The organism is Paenarthrobacter sp. A20 (genome assembly GCF_024168825.1).
Classification (GTDB): Bacteria; Actinomycetota; Actinomycetes; order Actinomycetales; family Micrococcaceae; genus Arthrobacter.
This window is the reverse complement of sequence record NZ_JALJWH010000001.1, coordinates 3,292,697-3,314,661: the sequence shown is the minus strand read 5'-3', so window position 1 is coordinate 3,314,661 and position 21,965 is coordinate 3,292,697. Positions and strand designations below refer to the sequence as shown.

Here is a 21,965-nt window from a genome sequence, read left to right as displayed (position 1 = left end):
CGTCGCACCTGCCAGCTTGTCCCGGTTTTAGAGTCGTTCGGCCCTACTGACAGCAGCCCGATCGGGGAAGTCTTGAAGTATGAGCATCCTCGACCAGCAACCCGCCCTGATTCGAACCTCCGAGCAACCCACTGCAGTGCTCCGCGAGCGGGTCCCCATGGCGAAATTGACGGAATTCTTCGGCCGCGCATTTGGCGCTGCCATGGCGGCCGTCCAAGCCCAGAACGCCAGCCCCACGGGACCCCCGTTCGCCATGTACCACGGGATGCCAACCGACTCCGTCGACGTAGAGGCCGGCTTCCCCGTGACACCGAATTTCTCCGCTGCCGGAGAGGTTATCAGCGGAATGTTGCCGGAGTCGGACGCCCTCGAAGCTGTGCATAAGGGACCTTACGACACCCTCGAGCAGACGTACGCGCTCATCCTCGAGCGAATGAGTGCGGAAGGTTTAACACCCTCAGACACCATGTGGGAGTTCTATATGAGTGACCCCGAAAAGGAACCGGACCCTGCCAAGTGGCAGACGCGAGTTGTCTGGCCCGTCATCTGAGCAGCCCGGACACTCCCGATCATGAGAATCCCAGCGAATAGCCTGCGAAAAGGCGGGCGGGGGCACCACGTGAATCACCGGGCAGCCACCGTTCATGGAGGACGCTCCCAGGACCTTGGAAAACTGCAGTTGGTGGTCAAGGTGGAGTCGGCTTTCCCGGCTGCGTGCATCATTGTCCGCGGACAAATTTCAACCCAGTCTGGTGCATCCCGTCCCGCAGCATGTCATTAACCGGTGCGTGGGGACGATTGATGGGAATTTGGGCGAAGTTCGGTCCACCAAGCCGTTAAATCTGCGTGTCCAGGTATGAGAACAGGCGGACCTGCAGCAGCGGATCATTAGTGACATCGATGCCTGGGACGAGGTGTCCCGGGTGGAAGGCTACCTGCTCGGTCTCGGCAAAGTAGTTGGTCGGGTTGGCGTTCAGCGTCATCAGCCCGATCGGCTGAACCGGAGCCAGTTCCTCAGGGATGAACTTGGTGGGATCCAGAAGGTCGATACCTTCAAACATTTGATCTTCAGTGTCCGGGAACGTCTGGATGCCAAGCTCCCACTGCGGGTACGCACCTGATTCGATCGCATCGGCCAGATCACGACGGTGGAAATCGGGATCCATGCCGTTAATAATCTGGGCCTCTTCCCACACCAATGAATGGACACCCAGCTTCGGCTTCCAGTGGAATTTCACCAGAGTGGTCTTACCGGCCGCATCCACCAACCGGAAGGTGTGGACGCCGAACCCTTCCATGGTCCGGTAGGAGCGGGGAATTCCGCGGTCGGACATATTCCACATCGTGTGCGCTTGCGCTTCGGTATGCAACGAAACGAAATCCCAGAACGTGTCGTGCGCACTCTGAGCCTGCGGGATTTCCCTGTCAGGGTGCGGTTTCCCCGCGTGGATGAGGTCCGGGAACTTGATGCCGTCCTGAATGAAGAAGACAGGAATGTTATTTCCCACCAGGTCGTAGGTACCCTCATCCGTGTAGAACTTCGTGGAGAAGCCACGCGTGTCACGGACCGCATCAGCGGACCCCCTGGATCCCAAGACAGTGGAAAACCTCACGAACACGGGGGTTTCTACATCCGGCCCAAGGAACCCTGCCTTCGTGATTTGTGACGCCGCGCCGTAGGAGCGAAACGTTCCATGAGCCCCGGCTCCCCTGGCGTGAACCACGCGCTCCGGAATTCTCTCGTGATCAAAGTGTGTGATCTTCTCACGCAAGTGATGGTCTTGGAGCAAAATCGGGCCCCGTGGTCCGGCTTTCAAGGAATGGTCTGTATCTCCCAGCCTCAGGCCCTGGGCCGTTGTCAGGTACTGGCCGGACTGGGCACGTGAGTTTTCGGGGGCGCCGCTGGGGCTCCCTGTCGGTGACACGGCCTCGGGACCCTGCTGATCAGGCTTCGGCGACAACGGCTCCCGGGCCACTGTGGGTTCTTCAACGGCTGGTCGCTCAATCGATGGAGCCCCTGGAATCTTGATGTCCTCAACTGGCACTGCGCGTTCTCCTCGCTATTGATCGGCACATCGACTGCTGCACTCCACCAAAAAAGATAAGCCTCCTTAGTACCCTAGAGGCCGATGCTCCTCCTTGCAAACATCAGTGGGGCCGAACAGCGCAGTTTCTGCAATCCGCGGCCAGAGTAAGAACTCGGAGCGACCCGGCAGCTCTTGGGCATCCATGCTGACGTCGCGTCCTGCCGAAGAGTGAAGAATCTCCATTCCCATCCACGACGGTGGCAGCTCCGAATCACTGATGGCGCGACACCCTGTGACGCGCGGACAACATTTGCTACGTAATGGAGAAGACCCCGTGAACAAGCCCACCAAGAACACCGCCCGCATCGCAGTCGGAACAGTCCTTGCAGCCTCCGCCTTCGCCCTCGCTTCTCTCCCTGCACAAGCAGCGACAGCAACCCCCATCCCAACGCCGGAAACCGGTGCCACAGCCCTCTCCGACGCCGGCTTCCTCAACGGTGGCATCCTGAACGGCTTCCTGACCGAAGGAATTCTGAACGGCGGGCTCATCAACGGGCCGCTCATCAATGGGCCCCTTGTTGACGGCAATGTGCTGGGCCCTCTCCAGCTCGGCCAGTTCCAGTAGCAGAACCCACTTCCTCTTCCCACCAGACGAGATTCCCACCCCACGAGCGCCACTTCGTCAAGACGTTGGCCTCGCAACCTTGACGCGGCAGTCCTGATTCCCAGGACTGCCGCTGCTTTCCCACACCTCCCCACTGCAGAGAAGGACTATGAACTCCCCTATCCCCGCTTCCCCTGACCAGCCCGGCATTCCGGAGCACCAGGCACCGGCCCGGATGGGTTTAACCGCTGCACAGCGAGGTATCTGGTACGCGCAACGTTTGGCGAACGGCAGCCCGATGTATCAAATTGGGCAGTTCATCGAAATCAACGGTCCGTTGGACGTGCCCCGTCTGGAGAAGGCGGTGGCTCGGGCAGTGTCGGAAACGCCCGCCTTGAACCTGGCATTCGGCGAGGACGACGACGGCCCCTTCCAGTACGCAGAAACTGCCGAGGCCGCCGTGCAATTCACCGATCTGAGCGGTTGCGGGAACGAAACGACGCGCGAACAAACCGCACGCGAGCTGATGGACTCGGACATGGCGCAAGTACGGACAGTGGAGGACGGCAGGCTGCTTCACACCGAGATCATCAGGATCTCCGGAACCAGACACTTCTTCTACCAACGCGTCCACCACCTGCTCCTCGATGGATATTCCGCCGTGCTGGTACTGCGCCGTGTCGCCGCAGTCTATGAGGCACTGAGCGCCGCCAAGGATATGGACGACGCCCTGATCCTCGATTTTGGCGCGCTTGATGAACTCATTACGGAGGACCATGAATACCAGGACTCCGCAGGGGCAGCAGCCGACGCCGCCTATTGGCGACGCGAACTCGACGACGAACGGACTCCCGCCGGACTCGCCGGCCGCCCCTCGGGAACGGCCGACGCGCTGCTGCGTTCCACCCAGACGCTCTCCCAGTCCGCAGTCGACGCACTCCAAGCAGCGTCCGGCAGCGCGCCGGCGTTGATTCTGACGGCCATGTCACTGTATCTGCACCGGATGACCGGCGAACCGCATGTATCCCTCGCGCTGCCCGTGACAGCGCGACGAGGCAAGCTGGCCAAGTCCACGCCGTCCATGCTGTCCAATATCGTCCCGATCCGGCTGGACATCACTCCGGGAACCACCGTGGAGGACATGGTGGCCGCCACGGGCGGAAAGCTGCGCGGCGCCCTGATCCATCAGCGCACCCGATACGAGTCCATGAGCAGCCAGGGCAGTTACCTGGGACCATCGGTAAATATCCTTCCGGTACTTGATGACATCGCCTTTGGCGAGGCAACCGGCACCATGCACATCCTGTCCACTGGGCCCATCGATGACCTATCCGTCATCGTCCACGGGCTGGGCCACGCAGCCTCGGGTGGTGTGACAGTACAGTTCGCCGCGAATGCCGGGCTCTATAGCCAATCGGGCCTGGACCAGCACCTGATGCGGTTTGTGCGGCTGCTTGGTGAGCTTCTGGCCAGCCCGAACGGTCCGACGGCGGCACTGACAGTCACGTCGACGGCGGAAGAGCAGTCGCTGCTCGCCGAGGGAGATGCCGAGTCAGTGGACCTGCCGGGCCATACGGTTGTTGAGGAGTTCCAGTCGGTCGCCGCAGCTGCTCCCGAGCGGATCGCCGTCGTCGCGTCTGACGGTTCCCTGACATTTGCAGAGGTGGAGCGGCGCTCCAACCAGCTATCCCGGTTCCTCCGCGAGCGCGGAGCAGGGCCGGGCAGAACCGTCGCCGTCCGGCTGGATCGCAGCGTTCTGCTTCCTGTTGCCATCCTGGCCATCTTGAAGGCCGGTGCCGCTTATGTTCCGCTCGACCCCGACTACCCGGCGGGCCGCGTGGAGGGGATGTTGGAGGACGCGGCCCCCGTCATTTTGCTCACAGAAACGGCCTTGACTGGTGACACCGACCAAGGAAAGCCGCTGACCAGCATTCCCGTGACGGTCTTGGATTCCGCGATGACTGCTGTGTCCTTGGACAGACACGACTCGACGCCCTTGGCACCCATCGCCGTCCAGCATGATCTTGCCTACGTGATCTTCACGTCAGGTTCCACAGGCCGTCCAAAGGGCGTTGGCGTGGAGCATCTGGCGCTCCTGAACCTGTTCACTTCCCACCGGGAGAGGATTTTTGACCCCGCCACGGCAAGGCTCGGCCGTTACTTGCGCGTGGCCCACACCGCGGGGTTGTCCTTTGACGCTTCCTGGGATCCCATTCTGTGGCTTCTGGCCGGGCATGAGTTGCATATGGTGGACAACCAGACCCGTCGTGATCCCGAGGCCCTTAGCCTGTTCCTGGCCAACAAGGGAATCGACTCGATCGAAACAACACCCTCCTTTGCCAAGGCCCTGCTGGCGAGCGGGCTCTTCGACCGGGACGCCCACCCCTCCATTGTTGCGCTGGGAGGGGAAGCCGTGGACCCGGCCACATGGCGGGAGTTGGCGGCCCATGATGGCGTTGTGGCCTATAACTTCTACGGCCCTACCGAAACCACCGTGGACTCGCTGACTGCCGTGATGGAACCGGGCACGGATGTCACCCTCGGAGGATCGGTAGCCAACAGCCGGCATTACATCCTTGATTCGGGCCTCAACCCGGTGCCCTCCAATGCCATCGGAGAGCTCTATGTTGCGGGGCCGAACCTCGCCCGCGGTTACCTTGACCAACCTGGGCTGAGTGCCGGGAAGTTCGTGGCTGATCCCTTCGTTGGGGACGGCTCGCGCATGTACCGCACGGGCGATGTGGTGCGTCGATTGGACGATGGCACCTTGCAGTTCCTTGGTCGCATGGACCAGCAGGTCAAGATCCGTGGGTTCCGTATTGAACTTGCCGAGATTGAAGAGGTCCTGCGCGGTATCCCAGGGGTTGCCCAAGCCGCGGTGACCGTGGCGAAGAACAAGGCCGGCTACGACCAACTCCTCGCCTACGTCACTGCTGGCAACCCAGGGCAGGAAACCGAAGGGAGCGGGGCAACGCAGCCCCTTGACTCGTCCGCCATCCGCAAGGCGGCACGCAGGACATTGCCCGACTACATGGTGCCCGCAGCCGTGACCGTCATGGATTCCATCCCGTTAACTGCCAATGGCAAGCTTGACACCCGGGCCTTGCCAACCCCGGGACAGGAAGCACCCACCACCCAACCGCGCACGCCTGCAGAACTCGTGGTAGCTGAAGCCTTCCGCGAGATCCTCGGCCTGGAAGCAGTGGGACTCGAGGACGACTTCTTCGAGCTTGGGGGCCACTCACTACTGGCCACGCGGTTGGCTGCTTTCCTTCGGGATGCCACGGGCAGCGCACCGGCCCTGCGTACCATCTTCGAGCAGCCCACAGTAGAGGGACTAGCTGCAGCCTTGGAAAGCGACGGCTCGTCCACTCCCGAGCTGGCCGTTAGGGAACGGCCAGCGATGATCCCCCTGTCCTTTGCGCAACGCAGGCTTTGGTTCCTTAACCGCCTGGATCACGAGTCCGGTGCCTACAACATCCCGATCGTCCTCACACTCAAGGGTCGCCTGGACGTGGATGCCTTGGAGGCGGCACTTGCCGACGTTATCTCCCGGCATGAGACTTTGCGCACCATCTTTCCTTGGTCCGACGGTGAACCGCACCAGGACATCCTGCCTGCCGGTGAAGCGCCGCTAAAACTCCTGGCAGTCCAGTGCGACGAGGACAACCTGGACCGGGCACTGCAGACAGAAACACGGCGTGGCTTCGACATCACCACCGAACTTCCTGTTCGAGCAGTCCTGTTCCAACGGGCACCGGACCACCACGTCCTGGCGGTTACCCTGCACCATGTTGCTGCGGACGGCTGGTCGCTGTCGCCCCTCGCCCGGGACCTTTCCCAGGCCTACAGCGAACATTTGGACGGAGCCACGGCGCCCACCACTGGGCTGCCCGTCCAGTACGCCGACTACACCTTGTGGCAACGGGAAGCCCTGGGGCACGAAGACGACCCTTCGAGCCCAATTTCGCGGCAGCTGGAATTCTGGTCACGAGAGCTCAAGGGATCCCCGGAGGAGCTTCAGCTGCCCTACGACTTCCCCCGCGGAACCCGCGAAGGTGACTTCCCGACGTCGTCGATTCCCTTGCAACTGGATGCCGCCACATCGTCGGGCTTGAAAGCACTGGCCAAGACGCACAACGCCAGCCTCTTCATGGTGCTGCAGGCCGCCCTGGCCGCTCTTCTGACAAAGTCTGGCGCGGGCGAGGACATCCCGCTCGGCACGCCGGTTGCCGGGCGGACAGACACCCAACTGAATGACTTGGTGGGCTTCTTCGTCAACACCTTGGTGCTGCGGACCAATACGTCAGGGAATCCTACGGCCGCGGAGCTCGTGGAGAGCGTTCGCTACACCAACCTGCACGCCTACGGCAACCAGGACGCCCCATTCGAACGCGTGGTGGAAGCGCTCAATCCAACGCGGTCGCACCACCGCCACCCCTTGTTCCAAGTGATGCTGACTCTGCAAAACACCCCCGACGCCGTGCTGGCCATGACGGGCTTGGACGCCTCGGCGGACTTGGGCAGGGAGCCGGGCGGTGCGAAGTTCGACCTTCTCCTGGACCTGGCCGAACGGGACGGTGACGTCATCGCAGGATCCCTCGCCTACAACCCGGCGCTCTTCGAACGCAGCACAGTGGAACGGCTGGTTGCCGGTTTTGAGCTGGTTGCCGGACAGTTCGCCAAGGACTCCGACGTCAGCCTGGACCGGTTGCAGATACAGAGCCCGGCCGACCACGCAGCTGTCATGGCGCACAGCGACGCCACCCATCACGACGGGCAGTGGGCCACCATCCTGGAGTCTTTCGCGGAGACAGTCGTCCTGCGTCAGTCAAAAACGGCCGTGGTTGCTGGAGGGACTTCCTGGACCTTCGGCCAACTTCAGGAACGAGCAAACACCATGGCCAAGGGGCTCATCGTCCAAGGCGTACGTCCAGGCGACCGCGTGGCGGTAGCCATCAGCCGATCAGCAGACATCGCCGCCGCCGCCGTTGCCGTGTTCGCTGCGGGTGCGGTCTACGTCCCCATCGATCTTTCCTACCCCAAGGAACGGATCCGTATGATCCTGGAGGACAGCAGCCCAGCGGTGGTGATCGTTGACGATGACGCGCGCAGCGGCGTCGGACCTGCCGTTGCCGTTACAATTTCGGGCCTGCTGACGACCGGCGCAAGGGTGGCGGGTACCGCCCCTGAGGATCGCATGCCGAAAGCCGAAGACCTTGCCTACGTGTTGTACACCTCTGGTTCAACAGGACGGCCGAAGGGGGTGGCTGTGACGCATGCCGCCTTGGCCAACCTGTACGCACACCACCACCGCACGCTCTACGGCCCTCGCTTCGAGGTGGCCGGAAATGAGCCTGTCTCCGTTGCACATATCGCCGGACTGGGCTTTGATGCCGCCTGGGATCCGATGCTTTGGATGGTTGCCGGTGCTGAGCTGCACCTGGTGGCCGATGAGGAACGCAACGACGCCGAAAGTCTCACTCGATACTGCCTCAACCATGGGATCAGCGTCCTGGAAACCACGCCGTCATACGCCACACAGCTGCTGCAGTATGGCCTGCTGGATCACCAACGCGATCAACCGCCGATCCTCATCCTCGGCGGCGAGGCCGTGTCCGGCGCTCTCTGGGAACGACTGGCCAAGGACCCTTCCGTCCAGGCATTGAACTTCTACGGCCCCACTGAGTTCACCGTTGATTCGGTCATGGCGGCAATTTCCGGCCCTGCACCGGTAATTGGCCGGCCCGCCGGAAACATCTCGGCGTTCGTTCTTGATGCGTACCTGCAGCCAGTTCCGTCCGGCGTCCCCGGAGAACTGTATCTGGCAGGCGCCGGCATGGCGCAAGGCTATGACCAACGCGCTGCCGAGACGGCCTCACGTTTCGTGGCGAATCCCTTTGGAACAGATGGAACCCGCATGTACCGCACCGGCGACGTCGTGAGGCGGGATGCCAGCGGAGTGCTTGAATTCCTTTCCCGAAGCGATGACCAAGTAAAGGTCCGCGGGTTCCGCATCGAGCTGGGGGAAGTGGAGTCGGCACTGTCCAGCCACCCCCAAGTGCAGCAGGTTGCCGTCGTCCCCGACGGCAACCCGGCCCAGCGGATGATCGCGTATGTGGTGGGCAACGTGGACAGTGCAGATTTGAGGGAGCATGCGGCCGAAAAGCTCCCCGACTACATGGTGCCTTCCATCTTCATGTCCATCCCGGCGCTGCCCTTGACCTCCCATGGCAAGCTTGACCGCACTGCCCTCCCGGCCCCTGCAGCCTCCGGGAACGGCAGCGGCCGTGAACCGTCCACACCAGAGGAACATGTCATGTCCGGAATCTTTGCTGAGGTTCTTGGGCTGGACTCCGTGGCCATGGACGACGACTTTTTTCTCCTGGGGGGCCATTCGCTCCTGGCGATCACCATCATGGGCAGGATCCGGGAAGCGTTCGGCGCCTCCCTTCCGTTGCGAACGCTCTTCGACCAGCCCACTCCGGGTGCACTGGTGGCGGCGGTCGTGTCCGAACGGCCGAACGCCTCCATGCACGACGGCGGCACTGAAGTTCACGATGATGACTCGCCGGAGCGTGGGCGAACCCTTTCGGAATGGGTCGCTTCACGCCGGACGGCCTGCCGGGGGGAACTTGGTCTCTCATTCGCCCAGCAACGCATGTGGTTCCTCAACCAACTGGATCCCGGCTCAGCGGACTACAACATTTCCCTGGCCGCAGAGCTGGAAGGCGAGGTGGATGAAAACACTCTTTCCGCTGCCATCGACGCTTTGGTAGCCCGGCACGAAATCCTCAGGACGAGCTACCCGGCAACAGCAGGCACTCCGCACCAGAAGATCCTCGCGGCAGAGGAAGCCCGTGGCCTGCTGCGCGTCATCCCGGTGCATTCCAAGGAGGAAGAAGCCAGGACACTGGCCCAGGAGGAAGGCCGTGGCTTCGACGTGACCCTCGATCTTCCTCTGCGAGCCGTGCTGCTGTGCCGCCGCTACGGCAATGCTCCGGGCTGGGTACTCCAGTTGGTGGTGCATCACATCGCAAGCGACGGTGCGTCGCTTGCGCCACTGGCCCGTGACCTGTCGGAGGCCTACGCGGCCGCACTCAAGGGAACAGTGGGCAGCCGCGCACCGCTGGCCGTCCAATATGCCGACTTCAGTGCCTGGCAGCAGGAGGAACTGGCCAAAGACGGCGCGTCAGCGCGGAAAACTGATCACTGGAGGGAGGCCCTCTCAGGAATACCTGCGGAGCTCAGCCTCCCTGCCGATCACCGCCGTCCCCGGGAAGCCCGGCAGCCTGGCAGGCACCACAACTTCCAGCTCAGCGCCTCGGCCCTTGAGGCCCTGAACTCCGTCGCGGCCCAGGCGAACGCGAGCCTGTTCATGACGCTCCACGGCGTACTGGCCGGCTTCCTGAACCGCGTAGGTGCGGGCGATGACCTGGTTGTCGGTTCCCCAACGGCCGGAAGGACTGATCCGGCGCTGGAAGAGTTGGTGGGCTTCTTCGTCAACACCCTGCCGCTGCGGATCAGTGCTGCCGGAGATCCCTCCCTGCGGGCCATGGTGGACCGTGCCAGGACCAGCGTCCTGGCCGCTTTCGACCATGACGATGTCCCCTTCGAGCGCCTGGTGGAAGTGCTGAATCCGGAACGTGAATTGGGGCGGCACCCGTTGTTCCAAACCATGCTCACTGTGGACAGCTCCCCCGCATCCATCCCGGAACTCCCAGGCGCCGTGGTCCGGCCACTGCCTGGCAACGGCTCCGGGGAAGCCAAGTTCGATCTCTCCTTCACTTTCCGCCCCGGCACCACGGGCCTTTCGGCAACGCTGGAGTACAACTCAGCAATGTTCCAGGATGAGACCATTGAACGCCTGATAACCACCTTGGTGCGTTTTGTGGAGCGCAGTACAGCCGATCCGGATACCCCCATAGCAAGGCTGGCGTTGATTGAGCCTGAGGAGGCCACCGCGTTGGAGGCGCTCACAGCGGGACGGCGTTCCGCCGTCGGGCCTCAACATGACACAGCCGACGGCATCCTGGCCGCCTTCGCCGCTACCGTCAAGAAGGTTCCGGATGCTATGGCGCTGGTGAGCGAACGCGGCGAGCAAACCTTTGCCGAGCTGGCTGGTTCAGTGGTGGCCCTGGCCACCGGGCTGGAGCAGCAGGGGCTCGCCGAGGGCGATGTTGTCTCCGTGTTCCTGCCACGGTCCGCGGGAACCATCCAGAGCCTGTTGGGAGTGATGGCCGCAGGCGCTGTCTACAACCCGATTGATACCGAGTACCCCGACGACAGGGTGGTTGCGATCCTGGAGGACGCCAGACCGTCGGTGGTTGTCACCTCCCAGCCGGTGGCCGGACGCATAGCGGCATTGCTGTCCAGGGTGGCAGCGCAGAACCCCGGAATTGCCGCTCCACGGCTGATCATGCTGCCTGAACTCTTATCCACTCCCCGTGGAGAGCATCGCGGCCCAGTCCAGGAACGCCTGAACCGTCAACCCGCGGGCCGCGGCCTCGCCTACGTGATGTTCACCTCGGGCTCTACAGGAAGGCCCAAGGGCGTGGAAGTGGGCCATGGAGCGTTGGCAGCTCTCCTGGAATCCCATCGGGAGACGCTATTTGCCGGGCTTGATCCCTACGTCACGGGAGTCCAGCAGAAGGTCGCCCACACCACCGGAGTTGGCTTCGACGCATCGTGGGATCCCATCCTGTGGATGGTTTCCGGTCATCGACTCCACATGGTGGACGATGCCATCCGGCGTGATCCTGCAGCATTGGCTGGCTACCTTGAAGAGCACCGGATCAGTGTGCTGGAAACAACGCCCGGGTATGTCCGGCAGTTACTCAAGGAACCAGCGTTCAACCGTGTGCTGGATGGTGGCGGCACGGCGGAGGTATCCGGATTCAGCCTTGCCCTGGGAGGCGAAGCCTTCGACGCCACCCTCTGGGACGCCCTCTCCGGCAAGGAAAACGTGACCACATGGAACCTCTACGGCCCCACTGAGGCAGCGGTGGATACCCTGGCGGCGCGGGTACAGGACCACGCGGCCCCGGTGCTGGGAGCACCAACCACAGGGACCAGGCTGTACGTCCTCGACACGCTTTTGCGGCCAGCCCTTCCGGGAGTGCCAGGAGAGTTGTACATCGCAGGTCGCCAACTGGCCAACGGTTACCGCGGCCAGCCGGGCCTGACAGCCGAACGCTTCGTTGCGGATCCCTTCAGCTCCGATGGTGAGCGAATGTACCGCACAGGCGACCTCGTAGTGCGCCATGCCGACGGGAACATGGTCTTCTCCGGACGGAACGACCAGCAAGTCAAGATCCGGGGCTTCCGCGTGGAACCCGGTGAAATCGAACAAGCGGCCGCCACCGCTGTCGGCGTCAAGGATGCCGTGGTCAGGGCAGTACCTTCAGGCGACACTATGCGCCTGGCAGCATGGGTGGTTCCGGTGGCCAAAGCCTTGGTTGATAGTCCTGACGATGCGGCGGCGTTCGCCGAAGGCGTCCGCACCCATCTGCGGGGTTTGTTGCCGGACTACATGGTGCCCGCTGCTGTGGTGGCCGTCGCCGGGATTCCGCTGACGCCGCACGGCAAGGTGGACTTTGCTGCCCTGCCGGAAGCGGCGCACGCTCCCCGCATTTCCGGCAAAGTCCCCCGGACGCCGCGTGAAGAGACCGTGGCTGCGATCTTTGCGGACATATTGTCGCTGGACAGGGCGGGAGTGGACGAATCCTTCTTCGAGTTGGGTGGGCATTCTTTCCTGGCCCAACCTTTGATAGCCAGGGTCAATGCCGCGCTGGGTACCTCCCTGCAGGTCCAGTCGCTTTTCCGGTCACCAACGGTGGAAGGGCTCCTTCGGGAAGCTTCCCACGGCGCGGAGGACACCACGGCGGAGAGTCTGCGGCAGGTACTGCCATTGCGCACCACCGGAACCAAGGCTCCCCTGTTCGCGGTCCACCCCGCCTCAGGGATAGCGTGGGGCTACGCCTCAATGCTCGGTTCATTGGATCCCGAACGGCCCCTGATCGGACTTCAGATGCCAGGGATGGAACCGGGCGCCACTCATCGTGTCGGTGCAGAAAGCCTCACGGAACTGGCGGATTCCTACATCGCCCGGATCCGATCGATTCAGCCTTCCGGCCCCTATCATCTTCTGGGTTGGTCCTTCGGCGGTCATTTGGTCCACCGGTTGGCGACGCGGCTCCAGGAACTTGGTGAACAGGTTGCATCCTTGGCCATCATCGACGCGTTCCCCGGAACAGAGGAGAACAACGACGACGTCGGAAACGGCTCCGGGATATGGGCCGCTTATTTGGAGGCGCAGGGCTATGCACTCGACGAGGCCGACACGGTGGGGCTTGACGCAGTCCGCGCCCAGGAGATCCTGCGCCGGAACCACAATCCACTGGGTACCGTTCCGCTGGATGCCGTGGAAGCCATGGCGGAGAACTTTCCGGTGCTGGCACGGCTGATCCGGGAACAGAAGCCTGCGGTATTCGACGGCGAGCTGTTGCTCTTCCGCGCAACTGTGGGCGTTCCTGACGGAACCCCCGGGGCCTCAGCATGGGAACCCTATGTCTCCGGACGCATCACCGACATCGAGGTGCCGGACAGGCACTCACGGATGCTAAGTGATACAGCTCTCCCCGTCATCATGCCGGCTTTGGCAATCCAACTTGGGTTTGGGTCCGAATGACCTACAACGCCTCGGAACCCGGGGCACTGTTAACGCCGGAACAACCCGAAAGGTGAATCCTCGTGACGAACCCGTTTGATGACACTTCAGCAACCTTCTCCGTCCTGGTGAACGAATACCAGCAGCACTCACTGTGGCCGTCATTCGCGGCCACTCCCAAGGGGTGGGTTGCCATGTTCGGCCCGGACAGCCGCGAAGCCTGTTTGGATTATGTGTCGCGGACGTGGACAGATATGGCTCCGCGCAAGGTTGCCCAGCTTGCCGCCAGCCAGTGATCCGCCTAGACAATGTGCGCAAGTCCTACGGCGCCTTCAGAGCCCTCGATGGCCTGACGCTCACCGCGGGCGAAGGGACTGTGCTGGGCCTGTTGGGCCCCAACGGCTCCGGCAAGACCACCACAGTCAAGGTGCTCACCACCCTGCTGGCACCGGATTCCGGAGATGCCTGGGTTGCTGGACATTCCGTCCGTCATGAGCCTGAACAGGTACGACGCAACCTGGGACTGTCCGGACAATACGCCGCTGTGGATGAGAAACTCACGGCCTTTGAGAACCTCCATATGGTGGGGCGCCTCTACGGCATGAACCGCCGGAACGCTACGGCCCGGGCCCACGAATTGCTGGCCGACTTCCGGCTCACGGACGTGGCCGGCAAACGTGCAGGGGCTTTCTCAGGCGGCATGCGGCGTCGCCTTGACCTTGCCGGTGCTGTGGTGGCCAGGCCTAAAGTTGTGGTGCTGGACGAACCCACCACCGGCCTGGACCCGCGGGGGCGGTTGGACACGTGGGACGTGGTGGCCGGCCTGGTGTCCCAAGGCACCACTGTGCTCCTGACCACCCAATACCTGGAAGAGGCGGACAGGCTGGCAGACCACATTGCCGTCATCAACCATGGCAGCGTGATCGCCGAGGGCACCGCCACCCAGCTCAAAGACCGTGCCGGTTCCGAGCGTGTGGACATCACTGTGCGTGATGGGGCAGACCTGCCAGTGGTCTCCGCGGTATTGGCGGAGGCCACCGGTGGCCTCGCCGCGCCGGAGGTGGATCCTGCCGCGCTGAGCGTCTCTGTAGCAGCGCCCGGTGGCCACGGGGTACTGGTGAGAGTCCTGGCCGAACTGGATGCCCGTTCCTTGGCCGTTGCCGAAGCGTCCCTGCGTCGTCCGACCTTGGACGACGTCTTCCTCCAGCTCACCGGTGGCAGCCAGCAGCCCGACAACGACGCCAGCAAGGAAGGAGTACCCGCATGAGCGCGATCACTGCCGCTGTCCGGGACAGTTCCGTCATTGCCCACCGCAACCTGCTCAACGTTCTACGAACCCCTGGGGCGCTGGTCACAGGAATCGTGCAGCCCGTCATGTTTGTCCTGCTTCTGGGTTTCGTCTTCGGCGGTTCCCTGGGCGGGGACCAGTACCGCAGCTTCCTCATCGGCGGCATTCTGGCCCAGACCTTGACGTTCAATGCATCTTTTACCGCTGTGTACTTGGCGAAAGATCTTCAGCTGGGGCTGATTGACCGTTTTCGGTCACTCCCCATGTCCCGAGTGGCGGCAATTTTGGGCCGCACCACCTCGGACCTGTACACGAGCATCGTTTCCATCGCGGTGACTTTGCTCTGCGGGGTCGCGGTCGGCTGGCGGATGAATACCGGGGCAGTGGAATTACTGGCGGCTTTGGGCGTCCTGCTGCTGTTCGCGTTTGCAGTGTCTTGGATCGGAGCGCTGATAGCCCTCACGGCGCGCAGCGTCGAAGTGGCCCAAAGTCTTGGTCTTGTGTGGCTTTTCCCCGTCACCTTCGTGTCCGGCGCTTTCGTTTCGACGGCGTCCCTGCCAGGTCCGTTGAGGGCCCTCGCCGAGTGGAATCCCGTGACGTCTGTGGCCACAGCCGTGCGTGAGCTCTTCGGAAATGCCGCCCCTTCCGGTTTCATTGCTCCCGGCGGATGGCCGGCCGAGAACGCACTGTTGTACGCCGTCGCGTGCAGCCTTGCCATCATCGCCGTGTTCGCTCCACTGGCGATCGCAAAGTACCGCCGCATCAGTAAGTTGTGAGCGCCCAAGCCCTGCCGCCCGGCGTCGGCTACTTGATTCTGCCGTCCGTCGGCCTCGAGGCGGCGTGTTCCGGCGTCGGCGGCCTGGACCGTTTTCTGTCTCCGGAAGAAAAGCTCACACGACGACGGTTCCGCACCACGGCGGACAGCCGCGACTATGCAGCCTCGCATGTTCTGCTCCGCCTGCTTGCGGCGCACCAGTTGAGGCTGGACCCTCTTGCTGCCCCGGCATTGGATATCACCCGTCAGTGCCCGGGATGCGACAGCACGGGGCATGGGCGGACAGTCCTGCCGGGAATGTCACTCAGCCTGTCCCGGAGCCGCGGCCTGGTGATGGCAGCAGTGGGACCGGAGTCAGCCAGCGTCGGTGCCGACGTGGAACGCGTCCCGGCTGAGCTGTTCGACGGCTTTGACGACTACGTACTTAACCCCCCGGCGGCGGCTTTCATCGGCGAGGCCGACGTACAGTCAAGAATGCGTCAATGGGTTGCCAAAGAAGCTGTGCTGAAAGCCGCAGGAATTGGGCTCATGGTTCAGCCAGCCTCAGTGTCGTTGATTTCAGGCAATGATCCGGCCGGGCGTCTTCTTCGGGCCTATTGCCCGGATCAACCGATGGTGCACGGACTCGACGTTTACCCCGTCCCGGCAGGCTCCGGACACCTGGCTGCCGTCGCGGCCAGGGCTTACGGCCCGCCACTACAGCGGGATGCCGCTGAGGTGCTTCCTGCAAGCCCGGACGGCAGGCGCTCCAGGCATTACCTCTAGTTCTCCTCGGTGAACACTTTTTTGGCGACGGCCATTGCACTCATGCCGTGGGCCATCCGGTGTAGAAGGAGAGGTGGAGGATCGCTTCTTTCAGTTCTTCCTCCGTGACGCCGTTCTGACGTGCGTAATCGAAGTGGAACGTGAGTTGATCGGCCTTCCCCGTCGCCGTTAGCGCGGCGAAGGTGCTCCACCCAGGACTTGTCGGTCGAGTTCCTTGATCGTCTCAGGACCTGGGCGTGCTTGCGGTAGGCCGAAACCCAAGCGGCCAGGGCATGCTCGGCATCGTCCCCAGCGGAGTAGTACGTCATGGGCCCGCACCAGGTACGGCGCCAATTCCACGCAAGACCATGTCCGTGGTTCCGTGCCCACCAGTCTCCACCCGAATAAGGCATAGCGGACCCCCTTCGGTCACAATTGGAATCCAAGCCTTGTATACCAAAACCCTTGACAGTGCTTCGGGTCACATCTATCTTTGATTTTGGGATCCCAAAACGGGATCCCAAAGGACTCTACTACCGGCTGCGGCCCCTCCCCACCGAAAGGCTGGGACCGCAACAGTTGCCGCCGGACGGGTCCAGCTGCAGCGGTATCCCGCCCGGCTCACCCCCCAAAAATGACATCACGTAGACATCCCATCCCGCCGACTCCTACTGAAGGAGAAGCTGTGTCTCTCCAAAACACCGACCTGGAAGTCCAGGAAAACGAACCAACACCCGGCGAGAACGGCGTGCAGCGCCGCACGAACGTTCGCTGGAAACTCTTCATCCTGCTTCTGGTCCTCGTCGCGGTCAATTACATCGACCGCGGCTCCATTTCCGTCGCCCTGCCCATCATCCAGAAGGAATTCAACCTGCCACCGGAGCTCGTCGGGCTCCTCTTGTCGGCCTTCTTCTGGACCTACGCCCTCATGCAAATCCCCGTCGGCTGGCTGATCGACAAGTTCGGCCCCCGCAAGATGGTCACCGCCTCCTGCATCGGCTGGGGCGCGGCGACTGCTGCCTCCGGTTTCGCCGGAGGGTTCGTGAGCATGTTCATCGCCCGACTTGGTATTGGCGTCACCGAAGCCGGCGTCATGCCTGCCGGTGGCAAACTGAACGCCATCTGGATGCACAAGAAGGAACGCGGCCGCGGAGCCACCATCCTCGACGCCGGAGCTCCCCTCGGCGCAGGCTTGGGAGGCATCCTCATCACGTGGCTGATTGCCTCCACCGGCAGCTGGCGCATGTCCTTCATCATCGCCGGTGCCGCAACCATCCTCATGGGTCTGGCAGTCTGGTGGTACATCCGCGACAACCCCCGTCAGCACAAGGGCGTCAACGAGGCAGAAGCAGCCTATATTGAGGCTTCACACGCCGAGGACGACGCCGAGGCCGCCAAGGAAGGCGCCCAAGGGAAACGAGCCCTCCTCCCCTACCTGAAATTCCGTTCCTTCTGGGCCATGTGCTTCGGCTGGCTTGGCTTCAACGGCGTCTTCTATGGCCTGCTGACCTGGGGCCCGCTGTACCTGGCCCAAGCCAAGGGCTTCGACCTAAAGACCATAGGCTGGTCCACATTCGTCATCTTCGGTGCGGGCTTCGTCGGCGAAATACTCGGCGGCATCATCGCCGATAAGTGGCGCGCCTCCGGCGCCTCCGCAAACCGCGTCATGCGCACCCTGCTGGGGATCTCCAGCGTCGTAGTGGTGGGCGGCCTCGTAGGCGTCACCGTAGTCGCAGACCCGATCACCGCCGTCGTGCTTCTCTCGGTAGTCCTGTTCTTCCTGCGCTGGGTAGGCCTTTTCTGGTCCATCCCGTCCATCCTGGGTGGGCGCACCAACGCCGGCGTCCTGGGTGGTGCCATGAACTTCAGCGGCAACATTGCCGGATTCGTCACCCCGATTGTGGTAGGCCTGATTGTCGGGGCCACCGGCTCCTACACCTGGGCCCTGCTGTACTTTGTTGGATCCGCGGTCGTCATGGGCATCTCAGTCCTGGCCCTGGATTACAACAAGCGACTCCCGGTCTAACTCGCATCGACCGGGCCGGCCGGACGGTCCTGAACCGCCGGATGGCCGGACGCCCGCCGGGTCGCCGGGCGCACTGCCTCACACATCACGAAATGGAGCTCCACATGCTGACAGCAGAAGACACGAACAACACTGACCGCCCCCTCCGGGAGTCCGTGCGTGACGCGCTCCGTTCCAGGATTTTCGAGGGGCACTACGCGCCCGGCACCCGGCTGGTGGAACGCGATCTCGCTGCCGAATTCAACGTCTCCCGCCTGCCCATCCGCGAAGCCTTGCGAATGCTGCGGCAGGAAGGCCTCATCAGGGACCGCGCGGGCCGCGGCTCCGAAGTCAGTGGCCTGAGCCCCAAGGACGTGGAGGACCTCTTTGACGTCCGCCAGTCCTTGGAAGTCCTCGCCTGCCGATTGGCAGCAAAAAGGGCAACGCCCGAGAACCTCAAGCATCTGGCCGGACTGTTGGACGAAGCTGATCGCTGCCTCTCCAAAGGCTCCATCCTCGAAGCCCACCGCGCCAACAGCGAATTCCACGATGCCATCACCAACATCGCCAACAATGACTTTCTCCGCTCCGCACTGGAACCCCTGCAGGGGCGCATGCACTGGCTGTTCCGCCACGTCAGCGACCTCCCGGAACTCATCCAGGAACACCGCGACCTCTACGCCGCCATCGCCAGTGGCGACCCGGACCGTGCCGCCGCCCAATCGGCGTCGCACATCGGCAAATACCGCGAGCAATTCCCGCAGGACTCCAGCGTCAACGAGCCCAAGCTGCAACGGAAGAAACCATGAAACTCCTGGTCATCAATCCCAACATCAGTGACGACGTCACCGCCCTGATCGAGGCCGAAGCCCTGCGATCGGCGGGACCGGACACCGAACTCATCGTGCGCACCGCCGGACACGGCGTCGAATACATCGAGACCCGATTCGAGGCACTCATTGCCGCAGGCGCGGTAGCCGAGCTGATCGCCGACTACGCGCACGACGCCGGCACTGGCCGCGGCCGTGAAGGCAGCGGTCCCGCCGTGGACGGCGTCGTCGTGGCCGCTTTCGGTGATCCAGGCATGCCTGCGCTCAAGGAACTGGTGGACGTGCCCGTCATCGGCATCACCGAGGCTGCCCTCTGCGCGGCGGCCCTTCAGGGCCACCGGTTCTCGATCATCGCCATTTCGGACCGCATCCAGGCCTGGTACCTGGACTGCGTGGAACGATTCGGTTTCGGCGGGCGGCTCGCTTCCATCCGATCCATCAACCAAAGCCTGAACTCGATCGGCTCCGTGCAGGCCGACTTCAAGGAAACCCTGCTGGAACTCAGCCTTCAGGCCGTCGAAGAGGACGGTGCCGACGTCGTGATCCTGGCCGGTGCGCCGCTCGCGGGCCTGGCCCGCGAGCTTGAGGGACAGATCCCTGTCCCCGTGGTGGATGGCATCTCAGCCGGAATCCGCATGACCGAGGCAGTGGTGGCGTTGAAGTCCGGCGCCCATCGCGGCGGCTCGTTCGCCGCGCCGCCGGTCAAGCGCCGCACAGGTCTCTCCGAAAGCCTCGACGCCGCTTTGGCCACCGCGCAGTCGGCTCACCATTCCCCGTCCCCCAGTCTTTAGACCCACCCACGAACCAGGAGGACACCGATGTCCCACCTTCCCGATCTCGTCATCGCCCACGGCACTGTTGTCAACAGCTTCGGTCGTCGAGCCGCCCACGTAGTAGTCGACGGCGGTATCATCACCGAACTCATCGACGCTGCCGAGCCCGTTCCGGCGGCTGTCCGAACCATCGAGGCCCATGGCCTGTTAGTGATTCCGGGCGGCATTGACGGCCATTGCCACGTCGCCCAGGTGACAGGACGTTTCCGCACCCTGGATGACTACCGCACCACCTCCACGGCGGCTCTCTGGGGCGGAACCACCACCATCATCGATTTCGGCATTCCCCGCGACGCCCAGGAAACACCGCTGGATGCCGTGCTGAATAAGAAGCGCCTCGCCGCAGAGTCGCGCTGCGATGTAGCCCTGCATGGCGCTGTTGTCAGCTGGGACGAGACCGTGCCGTGGCAGCTGGAACAGCTCGCCGCCGAAGGCGTACGGTCCGTGAAGATGTACACCACCAACCGTGGCTCCACTATGGCCGACGGCGATACCGTCCTGAAAGTCATGCGGGAAATGGTGCGCCTTGACGGGCTCACCTACATCCACGCCGAGCACGACGCCATTATTTCCGACTGCACCGAACAACATGCAGCGGATGGCAGGATCGGCATCGAACACCTGCACCGGACCCGTCCGCAGTTGGCTGAGGAAGTCTCCGTTAAGGAGACCCTGGCCATGGCCGAATACACCGGCGCTCCCGTGTACTTCGTGCATCAGTCGACACCCGGCGCCGTGGATCTTGTGGCCAAGGCCCGCGGGCGCGGCCAGGAAGCCTACTCCGAAACGTGCCCCCACTACCTGACCCTGGACGACACCGTCTACGGCTCCGCGTTTCCCGAATGGTATGCCTGCTGCCCTCCCATGCGCAGCGCCGAAACCGTTGCCGCCCTTAAGGACCGCCTCGCAGCAGGGTCCATCCATACCGTGTCTTCGGATCACTCCTGCTACGACCTCTCCCAGAAACGCGAGCGTACCGACGACGTCCGCTACATGCCGCACGGCCTCCCCGGGGTTGAAACGCGCATGCCAGTAACGTTCACGGCGCTGGTCACCGAATCCGGTGGCTCCGTTGAGGATTTCGTCGAGGTGTTCTCCGCCGGGCCAGCCCGGATCAACGCTGTGCCTCAAAAAGGCGCCATTGTGGAAGGCTTCGACGCCGACCTCGTGATCTTCGATCCCGCCACGCAACAGACGGTCGACGGCGGTGCGCTGCACCAAGGAACCGACTTCTCGCCTTTCGATGGGAAGACGCTCAACGGCTGGCCCGCCGTCGTGGTTTCTGCCGGGCGCGTGATCCTGGACGAAGACGGTTTCCACGATCCCGGCCCGGTGGGACGATTCGTTGCCCGCAACGGGTTCAAGGAACACCGCGATGCACTTGGCGTTCCTGTTTCCCTGTCCACTGCTTCCCTGACTGCCTAGGAGAGACTGTGCCTTCCACCAACCGCCCCACCCGCATCGGCATGATCGTGCCGTCCTCCAACACTTGCCTTGAACCGCAGACCTACAGGATTCTCGGTGACCGCCGCGATGTCACCATTCACTCGACCCGCATCCCCGTCACGCGCATCGCCCTGGACGATTCCTCGGACAAGCAGTTCGACTCCTCCGTCATGCGAGCCGCCGCCGAACTATTGGCGACCGCTGACGTGGATGTCATCGCATGGAATGGCACGTCAGGATCCTGGCTTGGCGCTGCCCACGATCAAGCGATGGTCGGAGAAATCACCGAGGCCACCGGCATCCCTGCCACCACCTCCACGCTCGCGTACCTTCACGCGTTTGAAACCTTCAGGACCGAACGAATCGGCCTGTTCACGCCCTACACGGTGGATGTGAATGAAGCGGTGATCTCCTCCTACGCCCGAGAGGGAATCAAGACCATCGGCCACCGGCACCTGGACCTCAGCAACAACGAATCCTTCGCGCGCGTGACTGATACAGAAATGCTGCCAGGCTCCCTGGAGTTGGCTGCTTCACACCCGGATGCGTTGGTCTTCCTGTGCACCAACCTGTACGGCGCCAACATCACCGCGGAGGTGGAAAACCGCACCGGAGTACCCGTTCTCGATTCCGTTGCGGTCACGTTATGGCACGCGTTGAAACTGGCTGGCGCCCCGCTGCTGGACCCGAAGTGGGGCACATTGCTCGCCCGTCCCTAGCGGGCCCGGTCAGCCCTGCATAGGT

The 21,965-nt window shown here is 63.0% G+C and carries 12 protein-coding genes and 2 pseudogenes; 12 read left to right on the top strand and 2 right to left on the bottom strand.

The genetic code is table 11. From position 1 onward, the window contains the following. Positions 1-79 precede the first annotated feature (79 nt). Complete coding sequence (locus tag J3D46_RS15285; protein WP_231340662.1) at positions 80-550, top strand: GyrI-like domain-containing protein; 471 nt, start codon at positions 80-82, stop codon at positions 548-550. Positions 551-740: 190 nt separating this feature from the next. Here J3D46_RS15285 and J3D46_RS15280 read toward each other — a convergent pair. Then, positions 741-2,045, bottom strand: a pseudogene (locus J3D46_RS15280) (catalase); the annotation flags it as partial. Between the two features lie 316 nt (positions 2,046-2,361). Here J3D46_RS15280 and J3D46_RS15275 point away from each other — a divergent pair. The 6 genes from J3D46_RS15275 to J3D46_RS25095 all read left to right on the top strand — a co-directional run bounded on the left by J3D46_RS15275 (position 2,362) and on the right by J3D46_RS25095 (position 16,128). Further along, entirely contained in the window at positions 2,362-2,652 is a 291-nt protein-coding gene (locus J3D46_RS15275) for a hypothetical protein (RefSeq protein ID WP_231340663.1), read from the top strand. A 148-nt stretch (positions 2,653-2,800) separates the two neighbouring features. Further along, a complete protein-coding gene (locus tag J3D46_RS15270; protein ID WP_253468062.1) occupies positions 2,801-13,321 on the top strand; it encodes a non-ribosomal peptide synthetase in 10,521 nt (3,506 codons plus the stop codon). 62 nt (positions 13,322-13,383) lie between these two features. Next, positions 13,384-13,596: an MbtH family NRPS accessory protein gene (locus J3D46_RS15265; RefSeq protein WP_253468060.1), complete on the top strand. Its 213-nt coding sequence runs from the start codon at positions 13,384-13,386 to the stop codon at positions 13,594-13,596. Next, a complete protein-coding gene (locus J3D46_RS15260) occupies positions 13,593-14,567 on the top strand; it encodes an ATP-binding cassette domain-containing protein (RefSeq protein ID WP_231340666.1) in 975 nt (324 codons plus the stop codon). The genes J3D46_RS15265 and J3D46_RS15260 overlap by 4 nt, the downstream gene beginning before the upstream one ends. Continuing rightward, positions 14,564-15,364 carry an ABC transporter permease gene (locus J3D46_RS15255; protein ID WP_253468058.1) on the top strand — a complete coding sequence of 267 codons (801 nt, stop codon included), beginning with the start codon at positions 14,564-14,566 and terminating at the stop codon, positions 15,362-15,364. The genes J3D46_RS15260 and J3D46_RS15255 overlap by 4 nt, the downstream gene beginning before the upstream one ends. Next, positions 15,361-16,128: a 4'-phosphopantetheinyl transferase superfamily protein gene (locus J3D46_RS25095; RefSeq protein ID WP_253468056.1), complete on the top strand. Its 768-nt coding sequence runs from the start codon at positions 15,361-15,363 to the stop codon at positions 16,126-16,128. The genes J3D46_RS15255 and J3D46_RS25095 overlap by 4 nt, the downstream gene beginning before the upstream one ends. Positions 16,129-16,168: 40 nt before the next feature. Here the strand turns inward: J3D46_RS25095 and J3D46_RS25090 are convergent. Next, positions 16,169-16,252, bottom strand: a pseudogene (locus J3D46_RS25090) (carboxymuconolactone decarboxylase family protein); the annotation flags it as partial. Between the two features lie 540 nt (positions 16,253-16,792). On the opposite strand from J3D46_RS25090, the gene J3D46_RS15240 reads away from it, so the two are divergent. From J3D46_RS15240 to J3D46_RS15220, 5 genes are all read left to right on the top strand, one after another. Continuing rightward, entirely contained in the window at positions 16,793-18,133 is a 1,341-nt protein-coding gene (locus J3D46_RS15240) for an MFS transporter (RefSeq protein ID WP_231340670.1), read from the top strand. A gap of 104 nt (positions 18,134-18,237) precedes the next feature. Further along, positions 18,238-18,921 (top strand): GntR family transcriptional regulator, encoded by a 684-nt coding sequence (locus J3D46_RS15235; protein WP_231340671.1) that lies wholly within the window; start codon positions 18,238-18,240, stop codon positions 18,919-18,921. Next, a complete protein-coding gene (locus tag J3D46_RS15230) occupies positions 18,918-19,733 on the top strand; it encodes an aspartate/glutamate racemase family protein (protein ID WP_253468054.1) in 816 nt (271 codons plus the stop codon). The genes J3D46_RS15235 and J3D46_RS15230 overlap by 4 nt, the downstream gene beginning before the upstream one ends. Before the next feature lie 27 nt (positions 19,734-19,760). After that, positions 19,761-21,200, top strand: coding sequence for an amidohydrolase family protein (locus tag J3D46_RS15225; RefSeq protein WP_253468052.1), 1,440 nt, complete (start codon positions 19,761-19,763; stop codon positions 21,198-21,200). 8 nt (positions 21,201-21,208) lie between these two features. After that, positions 21,209-21,940: an aspartate/glutamate racemase family protein gene (locus J3D46_RS15220; RefSeq protein WP_253468050.1), complete on the top strand. Its 732-nt coding sequence runs from the start codon at positions 21,209-21,211 to the stop codon at positions 21,938-21,940. Positions 21,941-21,965: the final 25 nt, after the last annotated feature.